This window comes from Streptomyces sp. NPDC034099 (assembly GCF_055575415.1).
The window spans coordinates 41,352-65,848 of the sequence record NZ_JBVISR010000006.1 but is presented as its reverse complement, the minus strand read 5'-3'; the positions used below and the strand labels follow the sequence as shown (position 1 = coordinate 65,848).

Genomic DNA, 24,497 nt, shown 5'->3' with positions numbered 1-24,497 from the left:
GGGGGCTACCTCCGGTTCGTCAGATCCACGCGTACTGGCGGTGGTGGTCGCGTACGCCGGTCAGGGCGAGGAGCTTGGGACGGTCCACGGCCCGGCGCAGCAGGGCGTCGTAGCGGCCGGGGTCGATGTCGCGGTCGGGGACGGGTCGCAGGCAGGCGGTGTTCTCCGCGAGCAGCGCGGTGTACTCGGCGAAGTCGAGGTCGGCTCGGGCCCGCAGCCGGGGTCCGATGCGTGCCTCGGCGACGGCGGCGGCCGACTCGGGGCCGACGACGCCGCTGAAGAACTCCGAGGAGCAGCCGGAACCGTAGGAGAACAGCCCGACGCGTGCGGGGCCGTCGAGCGCGGTGTGGTCGAGCGCGCTGGCCAGGGCCAGGTAGAGCGAGCCGGAGAAGAGGTTGCCGGTCTGGCCGGGGTGGACCAGGGAGGGCGCGACCCGGCGTTCGAAGTCCTCGGCCACGGCGTCGGCGGAGCTGCGGTACACCTCGCGCAGCAGCCTGCGGTGGGCGGCCCGGACCATGCCGGAGAACGGGGTGTGCAGGGCGAGCAGGTCGAAGGTGGTCGCGAAGTCGGCGCCCTCCACGCGGGAGCGGTAGTCGGCGAAGCTGCGCGAGAAGCACTCCAGGTAGGCCATGAGCGACCGGTCGGCGTCCGCGATGTCGAGGTCGGGACCCGGCCGGGCGGAGTCCAGGGTCTCGAAGGCGTGCACGCCGAACGCGCCCAGGTCGGCGGTGAGAACGCGGGGCCGGTCGCCGACGAGCAGCGCCACGGCTCCGGTACCGGTGACCGGCTCGGCGTACTGGGCGCGTTCGTCGGCGAGGGACATGTCGGTGGCGACGACGAGCACCTTCGCGCCGGGTGAGAGTCCGGCGGCCAGGTAGCCGACGGCGAGTTGCAGCGCGCCGGTGGCCGCGTAGCAGGCCTGCTTCATCTCCAGCATGCGGCAGGTGGGCGGCAGGCCGAGGTGTTCGTGGACGTAGGAGGCGATGGACTTGCTGTAGTCGATGCCGGACTCGCTGGTGGTGACGAGGAGTTCGATCCGGTCGCGGTCGGCCGGAGCCATCCGCTCCAGCAGGGGACGTGCTGCGTTGACGGCGTGGGTGACGGGGTCCTCGAAGGGCAGCGCCACCGAGCGCCGGTCGGAGGCGACGTTGTCGAAGCGGCGCGGGTCCAGGCCCCGTCCGTCGAACACCGCGCGGGCGCTGACGGCCGCGCTGCCCGCGTACACGTCCAGGGCCTCGATGCCGTACCCGGTCATCGCTCCTCCCCGAGTTCGGCGAGGAAGGCGGCCAGGGCGGCGGTCACCCCGTCGGGGTCGGTGACGGTCGGGAAGTGTCCGGCCAGCGGCAGTTCGTGGTAGCGGGCGTCGGGGATGGCGCCGTGCATCAGGTGCGAGGTCTTGCGCGGTACGACGGCGTCGACACCGCCGGCCACGACGAGGGTGGGTACGGCGATGTCGGCGAGCCGCCCCAGCAGGTCGGGCTGCTGGGCGAAGACGTCCAGGTAGCGCAGTCCGATGTGCGGGGCCATGCTCTCGCAGCGCAGCAGCCGCTCGGTGTACTCGGCGCGGTGCCGTGCCACGTCCTCGGCCCCGGCGGCGACGATCCGGTCCAGGTCCTCGGCGACCAGGTCCGCCAGGCGGTTCACCTCGCCCACGCGGTTGGCGTAGCGGTACGAGCTGCAGACGAGGGCCAGCGACGCGGCCCGGCCGGGATGGGCGAGGACGAAGCTCTGGGCGAGGAGACCGCCGAAGGAGGTGCCCACCACGTGGACCGGGTCCCGCACGCCGAGCCGGTCCAGGACGTCGGCGTAGAGGCCGGCGATGCCGGGCAGCGAGATGTCGTCCGCGGCGGTGGTGGCGCCCACGCCGGGGTGGTGGACGACGAGTGTCCGGTGTCGGTCGGACAGGGCCGCCATCTGGTCGGCGAAGACACCGCCGCCGATGTTGAACGGCGGCAGCATGAGTACGGCCGGGCCGCTGCCGCAGTCGAACACCTCCACCGTGCCGTCGGCCATCGGCAGCAGGTGCCGCCGCACCCCGGGGACCCGCTCCATGAGCACGTCGTGGTTGGCGGACGCGGTGGTGGCGGGTGCGGGGCCCTCCTCCAGGGCCTCGCGGATGTCGGTGGGCAGGGCGTCGGTGGGGTGGTAGGAGCGCAGTGCGGCGGGCCCGGGGGTGCCGGTGACCTCCGTGAGGTCCGGCAGCGGTGCCGGAGCGGCGACGAGCGCGGCGATCCGGTCGGCGCCCCGTTCCAGGGTCTCGCGGTCCATGCCCAGCGGTACGGCGAGCCGGATCAGGTGCCGTTCCTGGGGTGCGGAGCCGTCGGCGAGGCGGGCGCCGGGGGTGAGGTGGGGGCCGCCGCGTACACCGGTGGCCGCGTAGATCCCGGCCAGGTAGGAGGCGACGGGGTGGCGGAGCGTGCTGCCGGCGGCGACCTTGTCGATGTCGAGCAGCACGCAGTGCGCGGAGGGGCCGGGTACCAGGGGCACCCCGCCCAGCTCCAGGCGTTGCCGGAACGCGGCCACGTTCGCCACCCGCTCGGTCACCAGCCGCGTCGTGGACTCCTGGTCGAGCAGGGCGGCGGACAGCAGCCGGCGTGCGGACAGGCCGGGTTCCCGGCCGCGTTCCAGCATCCGCTCGGTGAGCCGCTCGGCCAGGCGTTCGTCGCCGGTGGCGATCAGTCCGCCGCCGTCGACGCCGAAGTCCTTCGAGAGACTGAACGTCACCGTCTGGGCGAGGCCCAGCATCTCGCGGACCACCTCCCACGGGTCCCGGGCCGGCCGGCCCCGGTCGGCGCCGGAGACGAGCAGCGCGTTGTCCAGCAGCCGGGTGGCGTCCACCAGCAGCGGCACGCCGCGGGCCCGCGTGCGCTCCGCGACGCCGCGCAGGTTCTCCAGGGAGAGCGGGGCGCCTCCGTGGGCGTTGGTGGCGGTCTCGACGAGGACGAAGGACACCTGCCCGGCATACCGGTCCAGCGCGTCCTCCAGTGCGGTGAGCCGGAGGTCCGCCGCGCAGGGGCCCTCGCCCACGACGGGCAGCGCGATCGACGGGTCGAAGCCGTGTTCCGTCAGCGCGCCGAGCCAGGTCGGGAAGGCCGAGGCGTGCAGGACCCGGCCGCGCGGCCCCGGCCAGGCTCTGCAGACCCGCTCCTCGGCCGCACGGCCGGACGCCGCGAAGAACCGGTGAGCGAACGGCAGCCAGGGCACGGCCGGCGGCTCCTCCCCGGTGACCCCGGCGGCGTCGGCCAGTTCGCCCAGCGCCCGTGTCCTGTCACGCTGCCAGGGATCGGCACGGTCCGCCCAGGAGTCCGTGATCAGGTCCAGTTCGACGGCCAGGTGCGGCAGCCGGACGGGATTGTGGCCGTGCGCGGACAGCCGGGCCGCGCGCGGCGCCAGGTCGGGGTCGGGTTCGCGCGGTGCGGGGGTGGCGCCGGCCGCGGGGGCCGCCGGGTCCGCGATCATCAGGATGACGTCGCTGACCTCGCTGGCCCCGTCGCCCTCGGGCTGCACCAGGTAAAGGGTCCGGTTCTCGGGGCGGAACTTGTTCTTGAACTGGTAGTTGCCGCCGCCGAAGATGCCGGCGTCCCGCAGCTCCGCAAGGGCGCGTACGGCGGCCTCGGACGCGTTGGGCGAGGTGCCCGGCTCGCCGCCGAAACTGGCGCCGAAGCTGAAGACCTCGCAGCCCTCCTCGCGCAGTCGCTCCAGGATCCGCACGAGGGCGAACTCCAGCCCGCCGAGCGGCATGTGGCCGGGGTAGAACTCGACGTCGAGCAGGTAGCCGTTCTCCGACGGGATCCGGGTGACGACGACGGCGTTCACCAGGGCGTCGTCCAGATACGTCAGGAACAGCCGGTGACGCTCGTCGAGCCTGCCGCCGGCCAGTTCCTCGCGCACCCGCCGCACATAGGGGTTGACCATCTGCTTGGTCGCCGCCCAGCGGTCCACGAGTGCGGCCAGCTCCGCGTCCACGGCCGGGGCGTCGCCGCTGCGGTACTCGACCGTACGGCAGGCACCGGCCTTCTCGAACCGCTTGACCATGTACCGCAGCCGGCTCATCCGGCCGCCGGACAGCGTGAAGGAGCCGAGGTCCTCGATGCGCTGGAGGGCCCCGAAGGGGGTCGCGGTGACGGGCTCCCCGCCCACCTCCGCCAGGCGGACCAGGGACAGCAGATTGGGTCGCAGGCCGGCGCGCCGGGCGTGGTCGAAGTACTCGGCGGCCAGCTCGGCGAAGTGGTCCTCGGGGCCGGTGTAGTTCCACACGAGCAGGGTCCGGTCCCGCTTGGACAGGGCGAAGAGGCCGCGGCGTTCGGCGCCGACGAAGAGGTGCGGGGCGATGTCACGGCCGCCGAGCCCGCTCTCCCTGCCGTACCGCCGCTCCAACTCCGCCACGACCGGACCGAGTTCGGGGTCGGCGGCGGCCTCGGTACGGGTGAGCGTCCTGGCCCCGGTGTCGGGGCCGGGAGCGGGTGCCGGGCTCTCCCGCGGGGCCGGTGGCCGGACCCCGGCGACGGCCTGCTCGCCGTGTGTCTCGCACAGGGAGTCGGTGAGCCGGTCGAGGGTGGGCCGCTCGAAGAGCAGGGCCTTGGGCAGGGCGCCGAGGCCGGTCTCCAGGGCACTGACACCGCGGAGCATGTCGAAGGAGGTGAAGCCGTTGTCCTCGAAGGTGACCGCCGGGTCGAAGGGTCGGCCGAGGGCGTGTTCCAGCACCTGGCGCAGGGCGTCCCGGGCGTCGTCGCGGCCGTCCGGTGCGGGCGGCGGCGGGATCTCGCGCGGTGCGGTTCGGGTCGCGCCCGTGGCGATGGCCGTCAGCACGTGGTCCGCGATGGCGGCGATGGTGTCGTGCTCGTACAGCTCGGCACCCTGAAGGTCGAGGCCGTGCCGGTCGTTGAGGGCGCGGGCCACGTCCATGCGGAAGATGGAGTCCAGGCCGAGGTCGGCGAAGGGCGTGTCGTGGGCGAGGTCGGCGGCGGACAGGCCGAGGACGTCGGCGACCAGGCCGCGTACGGTGGCACGGATCTCCGTCACGGAGGGCCCGGTGTCTCCGGTCGCGGGTGCCGCCGGTGACGCGGTGTCCGCTTCCGCGGGGTGCTCGACGCGGGTCTGCGGGGCCGGCCGGACGGGAGCGGCTTTCTCCGAAGCGACTTCCGCGGGGGTGGTCTCTTCGGGGTCGGCCGGTGCGGTCGCGCCGAGGGGTTGGAGCCGTACCCGGGGGCGGGTGGCGGGTGCGGGATTCGTGTCCTGCTGCGGATGTGTGGTCGTGGCTGCCTGTTCGGGGTGCGGCATGAGGGACTCCGTCCTCGCCGGCCGGGGTACGGCCGGGGCGCTGAACCAGTGGCGGCGCGGCTGGAACTCGGCCCTCGGCAACGCCTGGGCGCGTCCGGCCGGCCGGGGTGCGTCGTCGGGTGGCGTCCAGGCCTCCAGGACGACGTGGGCGTTGGTGCCGCCGAAGCCGAACGAGCTGACCCCCGCCCGCCAGGAGGGGCGGCCGTGCTCGTCCTTGGCCCCCTCCCACGGGGTGGTGGTGGTGCCGATGCGGAACGGTGTGCCGTCCAGCCGGAGGTAGGGGTTCGTCTCCCGCAGGTGCAGATGGGCGGGGAGGGTGCGGTGCCGCAGGGCGAGCAGCACCTTGAGCAGCCCGGCGATCCCGGCCGCCGCCTCCAGGTGGCCGATGTTGGTCTTCACCGAGCCGAGCGTGATGTGCGGATCGGCGGGCACGGGTTCGCCCGAGTCGCCGTACAGGCGGGTGAAGGCGTCCTTGAGGCCCTCGGTCTCGATCGGGTCGCCGAGCCGGGTGCCGGTGCCGTGGGTCTCGATGTAGGTGACGGTGGCCGGGGAGACTCCGGCGGCACGGTGGGCGCGGACCACGACGTCGGCCTGGGCACGCGGGTTGGGGGCGGTCAGCGAGGGCGAGCGCCCGCAGTGGTTGACGGCGGTGCCGCGGACGACGGCGAGGATGCGGTCGCCGTCGGCCTCGGCCCGCTCCAGCGGCTTCAGCAGGACCGCGCCGACCCCTTCCCCGCGGACGTATCCGTCGGCGTCCTTGTCGAAGGTGCGGCAGCGTCCGGCGGAACTCAGCATGCCGGACTGGTCGAACACCCGGAACAGCCCCGGGCTCAGCGCCAGGCTGACGCCGCCCGCGATCGCCTCGTCGCACTCGCCGCCGGCCACGGCACCGACCGCGCGGTGCAGGGCGACCAGGGAACTGGAGCAGGCCGTGTCGACGGTCTCGCTGGGTCCGCGCAGGTCGAGCAGGTGGGAGACGCGGTTGGCGACCAGGGAGCGGGCGACTCCGGTGGCCATGTGGGCCTCGGGGTCCGCGCCGGACCGGGCGATCAGCTCGCCGTAGTCCGAGGTGGCCATGCCCACGAAGACGCCGGTCGAGGTGCCCGCGCGGTCCTCCGGCCGGTGTCCGGCGTCCTCGAAGGTGCGCCAGACGGTCTCCAGGAACAGCCGGTGCTGGGGGTCCATCAGCCGGGCCTCGGCCGGGGAGATCCGGAAGAACGCGGCGTCGAAGTCGGCCACGTCCGCGAGGAACCCGCCGCGCAGGCCCGCCGTGGCGGCGTCCGCCAGCAGGTCGGCGCGGTCCGCGGGCACGGGCCCGATCAGGTCGTCCCCGGCGCTCAGATGCCGCCAGAAGGTGTCCAGGTCCGGCGACCCCGGAAGCCGCCCCGCCATACCGATCACGGCCACGTCCCGGCGACGGCTCGCGGGAGCCGGCGCCGGGGACCGCGCCGGGGCGACGGGCTTCGGATCGTCCCGGACCACCGCCGTGGGCCGGGGTGCCGCGGACACCGCCGGTGCCGGTACCGGGTCCGGGTCGGGGGCCGGGTCCACGGCGCTCACCTCCGCCGGGTGCTCGCGGCTGAGGTGGGCGGCCACGTCGTCCAGCGTGGGGTGTTCGAACAGTACGGTCGGCAGCAGTTCCAGGCCGTAGTGGTCGTTGACGCGGACGATCAGCTCGCTCAGCGAGATCGAGTCGAAGCCCAGATCCATCAGTTCGGCGGCGGTGTCGACCTCGTCCGGGTCGACCAGCAGGAACTCCGCCGTGAAGGCGCGCAGTCGGCGCCTCACCGCCTCGTTCGGGGCATCGGTGCCCGGGTGCCGGGCGCCGCTCGTGGTGTCCGTACGTACCTCCCTCTCGTACCCGGCGGACGGCTCGGCCGGAGTGGTCGGGTGCGTGGCCGGGGACGTGGGCCGCGGCACGGGTGTCCGCTCCACCGGCGTCCGCTCCACGGGCAGGCGTTCCACGGGCAGCCACCGGGTGTCGGTGCCGGTCAGGGCGGCGCGGAAGGCGGCGAGGCCGGTGCCGGTGCGCAGCGGTGCCATCGACCAGAGCTGGGCGAAGAGCCTGCGGGTGGCGTCGTCGACGTCCATGCCGCCGTCCTCCCACAGCGGCCACCCGATCGCCACGGTCCGCCCCGGGCGCTCGCCGTGTGCGCGCAGCCGCTCCCTGCCCTCGGCGAAGTCCAGCTGGAAGGCGTTGGCGTAGGCGTAGTCGGTCTGTCCGAGGTTGCCGGTCTCTCCCACCAGGGAGGCGCACAGGACGTAGAAGTCGAGGTCCTCGTCGCGGGTGGCGTGGTCCAGCAGCACCGTGCCGGCCACCTTGGGACCGAGCACCTCGGCCGATTCGGCGGCGGTCTTGACCACGGCGCGGGCGTCGCGGTGCACTCCGGCCGCGTGCACGATGCCGTTCAGCGTGCCGTAACGGCTGCGGATGTCGGCGATCAGGCCGGCGACGTCCGTCGCGGAGGAGAGGTCGGTCCGCCTGTACCAGACGGTGCTTCCGCCGCGCCACAGCTCAGCCGTGCGCCGCTCGATGTCGTCGTCGAGCGGTGAGCGCCCGGCGAGCACCAGGTTGACGGGGGCGGTGTCGGCGAGGAGCCCGCCGAGGATCCGGCCGAGGGCGCCCGCGCCGCCGGTGACGAGGTAGGTACCGCCGGCCCGGACGGGCAGTGGCGCGTCGGCGGTCCCGGGCGGCACCGGCCGCTCGGTGAGGCGGCGCAGGTGCCGCCGCCCGTCGCGGTCGTGGACGACTTCGGTGACACCGTCGCCGCAGTGCTCCAGTTCGTCGGCGACGGCTTCGGCGAACCGGGCCGCCGTGGCGGTGTCGGCCGCCGCGTCCTCGTACGTCTCGAAGCCGAGGGTCACCGCGGTGCAGCCGCTGTGCTCCAGCGCGAGCGACTTGAGCAGGGCGCCGGTCGCGGAGAACTGCGGTTGCCGCGCGGCCGGCCCGTGGGCGACGGCCGTACGCAGCCGCACCCGGCGGTCGCGGGCGAGCAGGGCCGCCGCCGTCCACAGGAGCGGGTGGGGTCCGCGGTCGAGGTCGTCGGCGACGGTGCCGGGCCCGGGCGGTCCGGCCTCCGGCGGGCAGGCCAGGACGAGCGTGTCGGGCAGCAGGTCGCGTTCGGCCAGGTCGTGCACGAACCGGCGCAGGGCGTCGGGGGTGGCCGGCCCGGCGCCGTCCGCTCCCGGTTCGCCCGCGCTCACCGCGAGGCAGTGGGCGCCCCGGCGGTCGAACTCCTCGGCCAGGGCACGGCGCACGGAGGAGTCCGGTCCGAGCAGCAGGACCCGGCGGGGCGGATCGACCGGCACGGATACGTCCTGAGGGCAGGGCTCCAGGGTGGGAACGAGGCGGTGCAGGGCTCCTGACCCGTCTTCCCGCGACGGGGGGCGCGGCGTCCCGGCCGCTTCCTGAACCGGTTCCCGCGTGGTGGTGCCTCCCATGGTCGGGTCCGCCACGCCCGTGTCGAGCCAGTGCCGGGTCCGGTCGAAGGGGTACGTGGGATACGGCACCCGCCGTACCGCGCTCCCCTCCCACAGCGCGGCCCAGTCGACGTCGTCACCGCTGGCCCAGCGTCCACCGAGCCGCGCGAGGGCCTGCGCCGGATCGGTGCCACGGGCGTCGCGCAGCAGGGCGGAGCCGGGCCCGTGGCGCCGGTCGCCCCGGCCGGGGGCGGCCCTGCCGACGACGAGGCCGGGGATCTCGGCACGGCCGGTGTCGGCGAAGGAGCGCAGCAGGACGGCGAGCCGGTCGGTGTCGGCGCAGACGACCGCCAGCCGTTCCGGGAAGTGGCGGCGGCCGGTCTGGCTGGTCCGTGCGAGGGCGGCGAGGGCGGTCCCGGTGCCGTCCGGACCCGCGAGGTGGTCGGCCACGCGGCGGGCGTAGACGCGGAGACTTTCGGCGGACCGCGCCGACAGCAGGAAGAGCTGCGGTCCGGTGACCTCGGGAGCGGTCGTGTGCGGTGGGAGGTACTCCTCCAGGATCAGATGGGTGTTGGCGCCGCCCGCGCCGAAGGAACTGACGCCGGCCCGGCGGGGGGTCCCGTCGGGCGACGCGGGCCAGTCGGTGAGCGTCGTGACCGGTTCCAGGGCCGCGCCGGCGAAATCGATCCTGGGGTTGGGGGTGTCGAGGTTGACGCAGGGTGCGAGGCGGCGGTGCCGCAGCTGGAGCAGCAGCTTGGTCAGTCCGGCGATGCCCGCCGCGCCCTCCAGATGCCCGATGTTGGACTTGACCGAGCCGACCGCGCAGGGGGTCGAGCGGGGGGCCGCGCCGAATGCCTTGCCGAGTGCCGCGATCTCGATCGGGTCGCCGAGGGAGGTGCCGGTGCCGTGGCACTCGACGTACGACACGGTTTCGGGCGGCACGCCGGTGCGCTCCAGGACCCGGCGGACGAGGGCGGCCTGCGCGTTGGGGTTGGGGACGGTGTAGCCGCCGGTCCTGCCGCCGGCGTTCATGGCGCCCCCCTTGATCACCGCCCAGATCCGGTCGCCGTCGGCGACGGCGCGGTCGAGCGGCTTGAGCAGGACGGCGCCGACGCCCTCGCCGGGCACGAACCCGTCGGCGTCGGCGTCGAACACCTTGCACCTGCCGTCGGCGGACAGCATGTTGAGGGCGCTCAGCGACACATGGTGGGCGGGGTGCAGGATCAGGCTCACTCCGCCCGCCACGGCGGTACGGCACTCGCCGCGCCGCAGGCTCTCGCAGGCCAGGTGGACGGCGGTGAGCGAGGACGAGCAGGCGCTGTCGACGGAGAGGCTCGGGCCCTGGAAGTCGAAGAAGTACGACACCCGGTTGGCGACCGACCAGTGGGCCGAGTGCGCGCCGGACAGGCGGCCCCGGGGCCAGCCGGTGGCCGCGAGCTGTCCGTAGGTGCCGTACATGACTCCGACGAAGACACCGGTGTCCGGGTCGTGGGTGTCCGGACCGAGGTGACCGTTCTCCTCCAGCAGGTTCCAGGCGGTCTCCAGGAACAGCCGTTCCTGCGGATCGATGTGTGCCGCGTCGCGGCCCAGGATGCCGAAGAACGCGGGGTCGAACCGGTCGATGCCGTCCAGGAAGGCGCCCCATCGGCTGTAGGTGTGCTGGGGCGTGCCGCGCCGGGCGTCGAACGTCGGCCGCCAGTCCCAGCGTTCGGCCGGCACCTCGCTGAAGGAGGCCGTGCCGGAGGCGATGTTGTGCCAGAACGTGTCCAGGTCGGGTGCGCCCGGGTAGCGGCCGCTGACCCCGATCACGGCGATGTCCCCGGACGCGGACGGGCCCGGCAGTGGTCGGGGGTCCGGGGCCGGCAGTGGTCGGGGGTCCGGGGCCGGTGTCTCGGCGAGCGCGGGTGTCTCCGGGCGCGCGCCTCCGCGGGCGAGCAGCTCGGCGACGGCCGCGGGGTGTTCCTCGGCGAAGTAGTCGGCCAGCCGCGCGATCGTCAGCCGCTCGAAGAGCAGCGTCGCGGGCAGTTCTCCGAAGTCCTCCTCGAAGCGGCTGACGATGCGCAGGCTGACCAGTGAGTCGACCCCGTAGTTGTCGAAGGTGACCTCGTCGGCCAGCGCGCCGGGGTCGAACTTCAGCACCTCGGCGAAGACGTCACGCACGTACGCGCGGACCCGGGCGCCGTCGGGTGCGGCCTCGGGGGCGACGGGCTCGGGAGCCGTCCGGGCCACGAACACGCACTGGTCCAGGCGCTCGACGGGGGTGTCCGGTACGCCCAGGGTCCGGACCGGCCCGAATCCGCCGGCGGTCAGCGCCCGGTGCCACTGGTCCGGCCCCAGCAGGGGTGTGTGCGGGAGCCTGCGCTCCGCGTCCCGGAACGCCCACCAGCCGGGCGTCAGTCCGAAGGTGAGGGTGAGGAAGTCGGAGGCCCGCGTGACCTCGTTGACCAGCAGCGTGCCGCCGGGGGCCAGCAGTTCGCGCACATGGGCCAGGGTCCGCCCGATGTCGGCCGTGGCGTGCAGCACGTTGGTGGCGAGGACCAGGTCGTAGCCGTGGGGGGTGAAGTCCTGTGCCGCGGGCGGGCGTTCGATGTCGAGGATCCGGAAGGACAGGTGGGGCCTGCCGGGTCCGAACTCCCGCTCGCCGTGCGCGAGGAAGGCGGCGGAAACGTCCGTGTAGGTGTACGACACCGGTGGAGCGCCGCCCGTGCCGCCCGTGCCGTGCGGGGCCTCTTCGAGGGCGTCGAGGACGAACGCCGTCCCGGCGCCGGTGCCCGCGCCGATCTCCAGGATCCGCAACGGACGCCCGCCGCCGGCCGACCGGTGGCGGCTCAGGGCGGCCAGGGTCTGGGCCGCCATGAGCCGGTGGTGGTGGTCGGACAACGGCTGGCCCCGGTAGACGGATTCGACCAGGTCCACGGATCCGTCGGGGAAGAGCACGTCCGTGGGCGGCCGGGAGCCGTCGAGCACCTCGGGCAGGGCTTCGACGCAGCGCCGCAGGAGGGTGACGTGCGGGCGCATGGCGGGATGACGGGCGATCACCTCCTGCGCGGAGGGTCCCCCGGGTCCGGAGCGCCGCAGCAGGTCCACCACGGCCCGGAGCAGCCGCTCACCGGCTCCGCCCTCGGGGTGCCGGCCGCTCCACCGGGCCAGGACGGTGTCGGGATCGCCGTCCGCTCCGGGCAGCCGGGCGCGCAGCAGGCTCGCCGCGACCCGCTCCAGTGCGGCGAACCCGGCGCGGGCCCGGGCCAGGACGTCCGTGGTGTCGTCGGGTTCGGCGCCGAGGAGGGCGAGTCCCCGCCGGTCGGCCTTCACGACGACCGCCTGGGCGAGATCCGCCCCGAGGGCGCGGGTGAGCGCGTCGATGCCCTCGGCGGGGTCCAGTGAGCCGATGCCCAGCTCGGCGAACCGCTCGACGCGACGCTGCTGCGCGACCACGCCGACGCTTCCCCAGAAACCCCAGTTGATCACCGAGGCGGGGAAGGAGCGCTCGCGCAGGTACCCGGCGAAGGCGTCCTCGAAGGTGCTGGCCGCGGCGTAGTTGGCCTGTCCCGGTGCGTCGGTGAAGGAGATCGCCGAGGAGAAGCAGACCAGGAAGCCGGGCGGCTCGTCGTCGAGCGCGGCGGTCAGCGCCGTCAGGCCGCTCGTCTTCGCCGCCAGCACGTCCAGGAGGGTGTCCTCGTCCATGGCGGCCAGCGTGCGGTCGCGCAGCACCAGGGCACTGTGGAAGACGCCGTCGACCCGGCCGCCCGTCCGCTCGCGTGCCTCGGCGACGATCCGCCGGGCGTCGGCCGGATCGGCCACGTCGCCGCGCACATACGCGGCGTGCCCGCCCAGCGCGTCGAGTTCGGCGAGCAGCGCCCGCACGGAGTCGTCCTGCGGACGGCGGCCGACCAGCACCAGCCGCGCACGGTGGTGCCGGGCCAGGTGGCGGGCGAGCGCGGTGCCGATGCCGCCCGTACCGCCGATCACGACGTACGCGCCGTCGTCGTGGAGTGCCTTCCCCGGCCCGGCCGGGCGCGGGACCGGCAGCGGGGCCAGGTCGCGCACCAGCCGACGGGTGCCCCGCAGGACGACGAGGGGTTCCGTGCAGGGTTCGGCCAGCAGCAGGTCCGCCGACTCGCCCGGTGCGGGCGGCTCCGGGGGCAGGTCGACGCAGCCCGCGCGCCACTTGGGGTACTCGGCGGCGGCCGACCGCGTCAGTCCGATCAGACCGGCGCTGTGCGGCTGGACGGGTCCGCGCTCCTCGTCGGCGACGGCACCGGACAGTGCCACCTTCAGGGCGAGCCGACGGCTGCCGGCTCCGCGCCCGAGCAGTGTCTTCAGCAGCCGGAACAGGCCGAGGGTCGCCGGGTCCGGACCCGGTAGGGGCACCGGCTCGGCGGGGTCGTGCAGGGCGAGCCAGTAGACCGTGTCCGGCACCCCGTCGGGCACCGCGAGGGACGCGGTGCCGTCGGCGGCGGGGAGGGCGACGGTGGTCACCGACCGCCCCGTGTCCGCAAGGGCCCCGGCGAGCGGCTGGGCAGCCGGCGTGTGGAACACCCAGGTCGTCCCCTCGTCCGGGGGTGTCCCCCGGTCCGGCGGACCGGCCTCCCTCAGCCGCGGGACGAGGACCAGGGTCTCGGGTCGTCCGGCCGCCGGTTCCCGCTCGTCGTCCGCCACCGGCAGCGGTCGCAGCGCCACTCCCAGGAAGGACGCGCACACCCGGCCCCCGGAATCGGACACCCGTACCGTGAACGTGGCGCCGTCCCGTACCGCGTGCGCGTGGCCGTGGGCCGGCAGCGGGGCCCGTACCTCCAGGGCCCGCAGCGCGAAGGGGACGAGAGGTCCGTCGCCGGCGTCGCGGACCAGCACGGTCAGCGTCTGGAGGGCCGCGTCCAGGACGGCCGGGTCGAGCGGCCAGGACGCCTCCTCTCCCGCGGGCGTGTCCGGGGCCCGCAGCACGCCGAGCGCCTCGTCGGTGCCCGCCCAGACGCCCTCCAGCGCCTGGTAGGCGGGCCCGTACGCGAGGTCTCCGGCGGCGAAGGCGGCGTAGAGGTCCTTCCCCGGGTGCCAGGACGGGCAGCGTTCGCGCACCGCCTCGACGGGGAGCGGGCCCTCCGGGGCGTCTTCGCCGGTGAGCGGCTCCACGCGGCCCCGGACGCACGGAACCCGTGCGCCGTCGGCGGCCGTCAGCTCGAAGGTCACTCCGCCGTCCGGGTCCTCCTTCGTCGTGACCCGGACGCCGGGTACGGCGCCTGCCTCCACCGGGCGCAGCCACTGCACCCGGGAGACGCGGACGGCCCCGGTGATCCCGTGCCGGGCGGCGGCGCGTACGGCGAGCGAGAGACCGGCGACCCCGGGAAGCACGGGCCGCCCGGCGAGCCGGTGGTCGGCCACGACGCGGTCGCGCGGGTCGAGGGCCTGGGTCAGGGTGCCGGGGGCGTCCTCGGAGCGGCGGGGTGCACCGGTGTCCGGCCCGGCGCCGGGCAGCCAGTGCCGGTCGCGGGCGAAGGGGTAGGTGGGCAGCGGCACCCGGCGCGCGGCGCCGCGGGGGTTCAGGGCCGCCCAGTCGACGGGCCCGCCGTGCGCGTACGTCTCGGCGAGGGCCCGGAGAGAGGGCTCGGCGGTCTCCGGTGCGTACACGTACGGCGCCTCGCGACACGCGGCGGCGTCGCGGAGCGCGCGGACGAGTTCGGCCCGGTCCCGGACGACCAACGCGGCACGCAGCGGGAAGTGGGTGCGGCCGGTGCCGAGGGTGAGTGCGATGTCGGCGAGGGCGGGCGCGTCCTCGGCCTCGAGGGCGTCGGCGAGCCCGGTGAGGGCCCGGCCCAGGGCGTTCCGGTCGCGTGCCGAGACCGGGATCAGACGGGCCCGGCCGCTCTCGGCGGCCTCGGCGGGAGCGGGCGGCCGGGGCGGCGCCTCGGCGATGACGGCGTGCGCGTTGGTGCCGCTGAATCCGAAGCTGCTGAGCGTGGCGATCCGGGTGCCGCGGGGGCCGGGGTGCCAGTCTTCGGCGCCGGTGAGTACGCGGAAGGGGCCACGGGACAGGTCGATCTCCGGGTTGGCCTCGCTGAAGTGCGGGGTCGGGGGGATCCGGCGGTGCCGGAGCGCCAGGAGGACCTTCAGCAGGCCCGCGATGCCGGCGGCCATGGTGGTGTGCCCGATGTTGGCCTTCACCGAGCCGAGCAGGGTAGGCGCGGCGGGAGCGGCGCGGTCGGGTCCGTCGGGGTCGTCCGGGCCGTCGGGGCGGAACGCGTCCTGGAGCGCCTTCACCTCGATCGGGTCGCCGAGCGGGGTGCCGGTGCCGTGGGCCTCGACGTATCCGATGTCCGCGGCGGTGACGCCGGCCGCGCGGTGGACGCGGCGCAGGAGTTCGGTCTGGGCCGCGGCACTGGGCGCGGTCATGCCGTTGGTCCGGCCGTCGCCGTTCACGCCGGTGGCCTTGATGACGCCGTGGATGTGGTCGCCGTCGGCCACCGCCCGTGCCAGCGGCTTCAGTACGACCACGCCGACGCCCTCGCCGAGCACGATGCCGTCGGCCCGCGCGTCGAAGGGGGCGCTGGTGCCGGAGGGGGACAGCATTCCGGCGTTGCTGCAGCGGATGTGCAGTCGCGGGGTGAACATCAGGGCGACGCCGCCCGCGAGGGCGGTACGGCACTCGCCGCGGCGCAGGCTCTCGCAGGCCAGGTGGACGGCGGTGAGGGAGGAGGAGCACGCGGTGTCGACGGCGAGGGTGGGGCCGGTCAGGTCGAGGAAGTAGGAGATGCGGGAGGCGAGCACGGACGGCGAGGAGCCGAGGAAGGCGTGCCCGGTGTCGGCCTGTCCGGCCGCCGCGAGGAGGTCCGCGTAGTCCCCCGCGCCGCAGCCGACGAAGACGCCGCAGTCCCGGGTGCCGCGTTCGGTCGGCCGGTCGGTCCCGCCGGCGCCGTGACCGGCGTCCTCCAGCGCCTTCCACGCCTCCTGGAGGAAGAGGCGCTGCTGGGGGTCCATGGCCTCCGCCTCCAGCGGCGAGAGCCGGAAGAACGCGGGGTCGAACTCGTCCGCTCCGCGTACCAGCGCCGCCCACTTGCTGTCGGTGCGGTCGGTGACGGACCGGTCCGGGTCGTACCAGCGGTCCACGCACCAGCGTTCCGAAGGCACTTCGGCGATCTCGCTGCGCCCGGCCTGCAGGTTCCGCCAGAAGGTGTCGAGGTCGTCGGCGCCGGGGAAACGGCCGGACATGCCGATCACCGCGATGTCGGCGCAGGCGACGTCCGGTCCGTCCGGTGGACCGGCCGGTTCGGGTTCCGGGTCGGGGCTCCGCTCCTCCTCACCGGGTACGGCCTTGGTCCCGGCCGGGGAACGGCGGGGCACCGGGCGCAGGGTCACCGTCCGGGCAGGGGTGGTGGACGTGGTCGGTACGGCGGTGCTGGACGCCGGGGGCACCGGCCGGAGCCCCGGGGCGGTCGGCGGGGCGGTTTCCGGACCGGGGGTGGGACCGGGGGCGGTGCCTCCGGCGCTGGTGCCGGTGTCGGTGCCGGTGCCGGTGCCGGTGTCGGTGTCGGTGTCGGTGTCGCGGCCGTCGTCCTCGGTCTGCGCCGCCGGTTCGAGGGCCGCGCGGTGGAGGGCCGCCGTCCGGCGGCGGGCGCTCAGGAGGGCCGTGGTCATCGCCGGCACGGTCGGGTGGTCGTAGACCGCCACGGCTTCCAGACCGGCGCCGTACCGTTCGTTGAGGTGGCGGACGACCTCGACGGCGCCGATCGAGTCCAGTCCCATCTCGGCGAAGGTCCGCTCGTCGTCGATCTCCTCCGGCCGCAGGTAGAGGACTTGCACCAGGGACGCGACGACGTCCGCGCGCACCTCGGTCTCGGAGGGCCCGGCGACGGCGTCCGGTACGGCCTCCTCCGCCGGCGCCACCGAGGGCTCGGGCGGGAGCGCGGGGCCGGGAGTCCTCGCCGTGGTGTCCCCCGGCCTCCCGAACGCCTCCACGCGGGCGAAGTGACCCCTGACCCGGTCGCGGGCGCCGGTGCCGAGCACCTCCTCGTGCATCCGGACCTCTCGCCCGACCACCTCGTCCAGCCGGGCCAGCACCCGGCCGGCCAGTTCCTGCTTGAGACGGCGTACGGCTCCCTCCGGCCGGGCGGCGAGCGCGCGGGCGCGGTCCAGCGCCGCCGGCAGCACCTCACCGCGCGGCAGGACCGTCACCATGGCACCGTGGCGGTGCAGTTCGGCGCCGGACAGGGGCCTGCCCGTGAGCATCATCTCGTCCGCGAGGGCCGAGCCGAACCGGCGTTCCAGGACGTAGGTGGCCCCCATACCGGGGGTGAAGCCGTACGCGACGAAGTTGGCACTGTAGACGCTCTCCTCGGCCAACAGCACGACGTCGGCGTACAGCCCGAAGGCCAGTCCGCCTCCGGAGGCGTGCCCGTCGATCGCGGCGACCACGGGGCGGTCGCAGCGCAGCAACCCCTCGTACACGAAGGCCTGGTCGGTGAAGCGTCCCTCGCCGTCGGCCAGTGTCTCCAGTGCCTCGGCGGTGCCGCCCATGCTGAAGACGCCGTCGGAGCCCGTGATGACGACCGCTTTGACGTCCGTGCGCACGGCGACCGCGTCGAAGGCCGCGCGCAGGTCGCCCAGCAGCCGCTCGGTGAACATGGGCGAGTTCATCCTGATCAGGCCGATCCCTCCGTCCAGGACGACGAGTTCGGCACCGTCGTCGCGGGAGGAACCGGTGAGGGCCGGGGCGGGGTCCGGGGCGGTGACCGGGGAAGCGTCCGGGGTGCGCTCCGCCGGGACCGGGGCGGGCGTGACAGGGCCCCGCGCGGGCGCCGCCTCCCGGTCCGTGACCGGCCGTCCCGTCCATCCGCCGGGCCAGCAGCTCTCCTCGCGGAACGGATAGCCGGGCAGGGGCACCCGACGGGCAGGCGGACCCGCCTCGGGCCCTTCGGCGTCGTCGGTGTCGCCCGTGACCCAGCGGCGGGCCCGGTCCTCCAGGGTGTCCGCGGTGGCCGCCGCCCCGCGCGGGGGTGTGCGGACCTCGGCCGACGCGGTCCCCCGGTAGGCGCGGGGCCCCGGTTCGGCGCCCTTGACCAGGCCTTCCAGGGCCGCGCGCAGCTCCGGCAGATCGTCGGCGACGACCGCGAACCGGACCGGCATCGCCGTGCGGCCCACCCGGAGCGTGTGGGCGAGGTCGTCGAGCCTCGGCAGACCGTGCTCGCCCGCGCGGGCCGCCACGGTCAGGTCGGCCCAGGTCTCGGCGGCCTCCTCCAGGGTGGTGCCGGAGTGCACCGCCGCCGCGAACTCCGCCGCCGGTACGGCCTGTTCGGTCTTAGTGTGTGCGGCCAGGTCGTGGGCCAGGGCCAGCCGGCCCGCGGGGTCGAGGCCGAGGTCCTCGAAGGTCTCGCCACCGCCCAGGGACTCCTCGGGCACCGCGAGGCGCCGGGCGACCAGGGACCGGATCGGCGCGGGCTCCCTGGCGACGGCGCTCCCGGGCCCTTCCGTGTCCGGTGTGAGGAGGGCGAGCAGGGCGGCGGCCCGCTCCCTCAGGGCCTCCTCGTCCTTGGCGGACAGCACGAACAGCCGAGGGCCTCTCGGTGCGGGTCGGGCCGGGACCGCCGGCGGCTCCTCCAGGACGACGTGGGCGTTGGAGCCGCCGGCGCCGAAGGCGCTGATTCCGGCGAGCCTCCGGCCGCCGGACGGTCGCGGCCAGGGCGCGGCACCGCGCTGCACCGCCAGCCGGCCGTCCCCGAAGTCGAGGTGCGGGTTGAGCGTGTCGGCGTGCAGCGAGGGTGCCAGGACGCCGTGCCGGAACTGGAGCAGCACCTTGGTGAGTCCGGCGATGCCGGCCGCGCTCTCCAGATGGCCGATGTTGGTCTTCACCGACCCGATGGCCACGTGCTCGGGCCCGGGCGAGAAGGTGGCCAACGCGGTGCGCAGGCCGTCCAGTTCGATGGGGTCGCCGAGCGAGGTGCCGGTGCCGTGGGCCTCGACGTAGCCGAGGTCGCGCACGTCGGAGCCGGACTCGCGGACCGCGTCGGCGACGAGCGCGGCCTGCGCGGTCGGGCTGGGCACGGTGAACCCGCTGGTGCGGCCGCTGTGGTTGACGCGGGCCGAGCGGATGACGCCGTGGACGTGGTCGCCGTCGGCCAGGGCCCGGTCCAGCGGCTTGAGCAGGACCGCTCCGACCCCTTCCCCGGGTACGTAGCCGGTCCCGCCCTCGCCGAAGGCGCGGCACCTGCCGTCCCGGGACAGCCAGCGTCCGCGGGCGAGTTGCAGGTACTTCTGCGGATGCGGCATGAGGTTGACACCGCCGGCGAGCGCGCAGGTGCTCTCGCCGCGGCGCAGACTCTCCACCGCGAGGTGCAGCGCCGTCAGCGACGAGGAGCAGGCGGTGTCGACGGCGATGCTGGGGCCCCGGAAGTCGAAGGTGTAGGAGACGCGGTTGGCGACGGAGGAGTGCAGGGCCACCGGAGCGGCCTCGTCGTCGGGGTCCGGCACGAACTGGAAGTGGTTCCACATCACGCCCGCGAAGACGCCGACCTGCTCGGCGGTGAGGGACTCCGGCGGGTGGCCGGCGTCCTCCAGTGTCTGCCAGGCGATGGTCAGGAACAGCCGTTCCTGCGGGTCCATGCGCTCGGCCTCGCGCCGGGAGATGCCGAAGAACAGCGGGTCGAAGCGGTCCATCCCGGCCAGGAAGCCGCCCCAACGGCCGTAGGTGCGTCCGGGCCGGCCGGGCTCGGGGTCGAAGAGGGCGTCGTGGTCCCAGCGGTCGGGCGGTACTTCGGTGACGCAGTCCCGGCCGGCCGCCAGGTTGGCCCAGAAGGCGTCCAGGTCGGCGGCCTGGGGGTAGCGCCCGGCGACACCGACGATCGCCACGGGTCCGGGTACCGGGCGGGTGCTCCGCCCGCGGGCCGAGGGGGTCGCGGGTGCGGGCGCGGCCACGGGGGCCGACGGCGCCGGGGCGGCCCGGTCCGGCGCGGGGGCGAACAGCCCGGTCGCGAGCGGTCCGGCCGCGTTCCCTTCGGTGTGTACGGCGACCAGCCGGGCCGGGGTGTCCGGACCGGCCAGGCAGCGGTCCAGCAGGCCGAGCGCGGTCCCGGTGGGCAGCGGCCGCATCCCTGACTGGGCGGAGCGCGCGAGTGCGGCGGCGTCGGCGCGCATGCCGCCCTCGGCCCAGTAGGGCCAGGCGAGGGACAGGGTGCGTCCGGTGCGCGCGGGGTCGGCCGCCCGGTGGCCGGCGAAGGCGTCGAGGAAGGCGTTGGCGTAGCCGTAGGCGCACTGGCCGGTGTTGGGCACGACCGCGGACAGCGAGGAGAACAGGACGAACAGGGCCGGGTCGCTGTCGGCGGTGGCCCGGTCGAGGTGGAGGGTGCCGGCCAGTTTCGGGGCGAGCACGGCGTGGGTCTCGGCCGGGTCCCGGCGGAAGTGCAGGGCGTCGTCGGTGCGGCCGGCGCAGTGCAGCACCGCGTCGATACGGCCGTACAGCTCGCGGCACCGGGCGGCGACGGCGGCGGCGTCCTCGGGGCGGGAGACGTCCGCGCGCAGGTAGTGCGCCTCGCCGCCCCGTGCGGCGCAGCGGTCGAGCAGGGCGGTGGTCGTGGCGTCGGCCGGCCGGGTCCCGCACAGCACCAGACGGGCCCCGTGCGTGCCGGCCAGGTGCTCGGCCAGGAGCGAGCCGATGCCGCCCGCCCCACCGGTGACCAGGCAGACGGCTCCCCGGGGCAGGGCGGGCGTTTCCGGTCCGTCGAGGCTGTGCGGGGTGAGGCGGCGTACGTGGCGCTCGCCGTGCCGGTGCAAGCTCTCGCTGTCCTCGCCGCCGTCGGCCGCCTCCGCCAGCAGGACGTCCGCGAGTTCCTCCGCGTCCGGCGCGCCGACGACGCAGGTGCTGCGGCAGCGCAGGGCCGGGTTCTCCGCGGTGATGCCCCGGGCCAGGGCGCCGATCGCGCCGTGCTGCGGGGCTGCGTCCTCGTGGTCGGCGCGGTACAGGAAGCGGAGTTCGCGGGTGGTGTCGGCGGGGCGGGCGGCCAGCGCGCCGGCGAGCGACCAGACGACGTCGTAGGCGTCGGCGGTGTCGGCGGCGGGGCCGGGCGCGGGTGCGGGGCAGACGGCCAGGACGGTCGGGACGGCGCCCTCGGCGGCGAGTTCGTCCAGCAGCCGTCCGAAGTCGGCGCGGCTGCCCGTGGGCAGGTGCCAGGTGTCGGTCCCGGTGCGCTGGTAGGCGGTGGCGGGCAGCACGTGCACCGTGCGCCGGCCGGAGGCGGCGCGGTGGCGAAGGGCGTCGGGCAGCGCGGGGTCGGCGGTCACGACGAGCAGGTCGCCGGAGGGCTGCGGTGCGGGGGTGGCGGCCCGCGGGACCCAGCGGGGTCGGTGGAGGCCGAGGCCCGGAGCGGATGCCGGGGGTGTCGCGGGCCGCCCCGGCGGCTGCGCGGCGGCGGTGTCCGTCGCCGCGCTCGGTGCCGCGGCGGGCCGGTCCTCGGCCGGCAGCGTGACGGTGTGCCGCTGGGCCAGGTGGCGGGCGACGGAGGCGACGTCCGGGTGCTCGAAGAGCAGCGTCGGGTAGAGGCGCCCGTCGACGGCCTTCTCCAGTTCGGTGCTCAGCGCGAGCAGCGTCACCGAGTCCAGGCCGAGTTCGTAGAAGCCCCGGTGGGGGTCCACGGCGTCCGGAGTCCGGCCCAGCAGGCCGCCGATCAGGGTGCGCAGGTGCGCGGCGAGCCGCTGCTCGGGATCGCCGCCGGTCGCGGCGGCGGGCCGGGACCGCTGCTCCGGCGGTGCGGGCGCGGTGTCCAGCAGGCGGGTGATGAGTCCGGCGTGTCGCACCCGCTTGCAGCTCAGCTTGGTGAACTCGGCGACGAAGCGGCCCTGTTCGTCGTAGACCAGGCAGTCGTTGTGCATCAGGTCGCCGGACGGGGCGACGGTCTCGGCCGTCGGGACGTGGACCCAGCAGGGTCCGGTCACCGCCCGCGGGGCGCGGAACCTCGCGATGTGGACCGGGATGAACGGGTCGGGTCCTCGCGGCGGGCGGTGGCCGAAGGTGACCAGGGTGGCGGCGTCGAGCTTCGCCGGGTGCAGGTGGAAGGCACTCTCCTGGTCCCGGGAGGCGGGGTCCAGTTCGAGGCGGGCCAGCAGACCGCCCGTGTCGAGGAGGTGGAGTTCGCCGAAGCCCATCATGGGCGGCCCGTGCTCGATGTCCTCGGTCCGTGCCTGCCGGTACAGCTCGGCCATGTCCCTGCTCCCCCGGGCGCGGGTGAGCAGGGCGCGCGGGTCGATCGGCGGGGGCGGGGGTTCGTCGGTGAACTCGAGGCGGGCCGAGAAGTGCGGGCGCCACGGTATGCCGTCGGACTCCGCCGTCGCCGGGTCCGTGCCCGGTGCCACGATCGCGCCGGCCGCCTCCACGGGGCGGGCGCCGGTGGCGTCCGGGGCGCCGATCGTGACGCGTACGGCGAGGTCGCGTCCCACGGCGGTGGCCATGGGCTCGGCGAAGAGCACGTCCCGCAGTGCCGCCCGCTCGGTGTCCAGGTCCTGGGCGCGCAGGATGCGGTACACGATGTCGAGGAAGGTCGCGCCCGGCATCACCGACACCTGGTGGATGCGGTGGTTCTGCATGATGAAGTCGTCGTGCGGCAGTGAGAGATGACACTCGATCGGGTCGTTCACGGCGTGGCTTCCCCCTCGTGTCCGAGCCGGCGGACGGCGTCCTCGCGCAGCCGGGTCCGGTCCGTCTTCCCATGGGTGTTCAGTGGTGCGTCGGGCAGCCACCACAGGTGTCGGGGCAGCATGTAGGGCGGCAGCCGGTCGGCGAGCCGTTCGGCCAGGTGCGTGGTGTCGGGTTCGGCGTCGCCGAGCAGGTAGCCGACGAGCCGGGTGCCGCCGGGCGCCGCGAGCGCGAACACGACGGCGTCGGTGCCGGAGGTGTCACGCAGGGCCGCCTCCACCTCGCCGACCTCCACCCGGTAGCCGTTGACCTTCACCTGGGCGTCCTTGCGGCCCAGGTGGACGAAGCCGTGCGTGGTGGCGCGCACCTGGTCCCCGGTGCGGTACCAGCGCCGGCCGCCGTGCTCCAGGAACCGGCCCGCGTCCTGGGCCGGTTCGAGGTAGCCGCGGAACATCTGGGGTCCGGTCATGACGAGTTCGCCGGTGCCGTCGACGGGCGTGCCGTCCGGGCCGAGGAGCATCGCCTCCATCCCGGTGTTCGGGACGCCGATCGGTATGGTGGCCCCGTAGTCCGGGGCGGACAGGTCCTGGCCGGGATGCCAGCGGAACGCGGTGCAGGCGATGGTCAGTTCGGTGGGGCCGTAGATGTTGTCGAGGACGCCGTCGGGCGCGGCGCGCTGCCAGTAGCGCGCGGTGTCCAGGTGCAGGGGCTCACCGGCGAACACGGACTGGCGCAGGCCGGCGAGGCTCCCGGGAGCGAGCCGGTCGGCACGCTGCAGGCCGCGGGCGAGGCTGGGGGTGCTGTGCCAGACGGTCAGGCCGTACCGGCGCACCCAGCGTGCCGGGTCCAGGGCCTGGAGCCGGGACAGGACGCACACGCACGCCCCACCGGCCCAGGCCGGGAAGATGTCGCACATCGCCAGGTCGAAGGTGGTCTCGTGGACCTGGCTGAACCGGTCCTCGGGCCGCACGCCGTAGCGGGAGAGCGAGGCGGTGAGGAACGCCGAGACGTTCCCGTGGCTGACGGGCACGCCCTTGGGGGTGCCGGTGGAGCCGGAGGTGAAGAGGATGTAGGCGAGGTCGTCGGGCGTCCCCGCGGCCGGCCGCCGGCCGAGCCCGGCGCCGGGCTCGGACAGTTCCTCCGCCGTCAGGACGCGGGCTCCGCCGACGGCGCTGGGCAGCTTCGCGGGCAGGGCGGTGCGGTCCGTGCCCGGGGCCAGGGCGACGTGGACGGGTGCGGACTCCAGAAGGCGGGCCACCTGCCCCGCCGCGTCCGGGGCGGCGATCACGGCACCGCAGCCGGCGGCCCGCAGTACGGCGGCGTTGCGGGTCACCGGGTTCTCCGGGTTCATCGGTACGGCGGGGGCGCCGGCGTGCAGAGCGGCGAGCAGGCCGATGTACGCCTCGGGGGTCTTGGCGGCGAGCACGGCCACGGGCGCGCCCGGCTCGGCGGCCGCGACGACGGCGGCGGCCCAGGTGCGGGCGAGCGCGTCGACCTCGGTGTAGGTCCAGTGGCGGTCGAGGATGCGCAGGGCGGGGCCGTCGGGGTTGCGGGCGAGGCCGTCGGCGAACCAGTCCTGGAGCATTCTGGCGGCGCCCGGCCGGGTGCCCGGTGCGCCGGGCGTCACCGGTCCGCCAGACAGCCGCTGACCACACGCCACAGGTCGGCCGGGGTGGCGAAACTGGCCGGGGCCAGGGCCCCGTCGGGGAACTCGATGCCGTAGGCGTCCTCCAGCCGGGCGGACAGGCCGACCATGCCGAGGGAGTCCAGGCCGTGCGCGGGCAGCGGGAGGTCGGCGCGCAGCGCGGCGGTCGGGGGGTAGTCGGTGAGTGCGGCCCTGACCAGCTTCTCGAAGGTCTCGTCCCAGTTCGTCGCCACGGTGCGCCTCGTCCTTCTCGTCGTCGCCGGGGTGGTGCCGGTGTGCCGGGTGATCCGTATCGCCGTGCGGCGCGCGGCCGGTTCCGGGAACGTCGCGGAATGGGCGTGCGGGCCCGTTCGAGATAAATCCGGCGCGGGGATGCTAACGACGGAATTTCCGTCGCCGCAAGGGCGTCCGGGCACTTTTTCGGCGTGCGCACTATTGAGCAGAATTACGGCCCGTAAGGAGCGGACCATCTGGGTTCTTCTTTTTGTTTCCAGCCTCCGGGAATCAGGAGCTCGGCGGCGCCCGTCGCCACAGGAGGACGTC

Annotated in this window: 4 protein-coding genes; all 4 read right to left on the bottom strand. The window is 75.1% G+C overall.

Features of this window, described 5'->3' with window-relative positions:
* Positions 1–19: 19 nt before the first annotated feature.
* From ACZ56V_RS18900 to ACZ56V_RS18885, 4 genes are read right to left on the bottom strand one after another with little or no spacing between them, the layout of a single operon-like run.
* Entirely contained in the window at positions 20–1,255 is a 1,236-nt protein-coding gene (locus ACZ56V_RS18900; RefSeq protein ID WP_398916454.1) for a hydroxymethylglutaryl-CoA synthase family protein, read from the bottom strand.
* The gene (locus ACZ56V_RS18895) at positions 1,252–22,311 is read right to left on the bottom strand and encodes an SDR family NAD(P)-dependent oxidoreductase (RefSeq protein WP_468943580.1); all 21,060 of its coding nucleotides are present in this window, start codon (positions 22,309–22,311) and stop codon (positions 1,252–1,254) included. Before ACZ56V_RS18895 ends, ACZ56V_RS18900 begins: the two co-directional genes overlap by 4 nt.
* Positions 22,308–23,936, bottom strand: coding sequence for an AMP-binding protein (locus ACZ56V_RS18890; RefSeq protein ID WP_468943577.1), 1,629 nt, complete (start codon positions 23,934–23,936; stop codon positions 22,308–22,310). Before ACZ56V_RS18890 ends, ACZ56V_RS18895 begins: the two co-directional genes overlap by 4 nt.
* A complete protein-coding gene (locus ACZ56V_RS18885) occupies positions 23,933–24,187 on the bottom strand; it encodes an acyl carrier protein (protein ID WP_157953365.1) in 255 nt (84 codons plus the stop codon). Before ACZ56V_RS18885 ends, ACZ56V_RS18890 begins: the two co-directional genes overlap by 4 nt.
* Positions 24,188–24,497 lie beyond the last annotated feature (310 nt).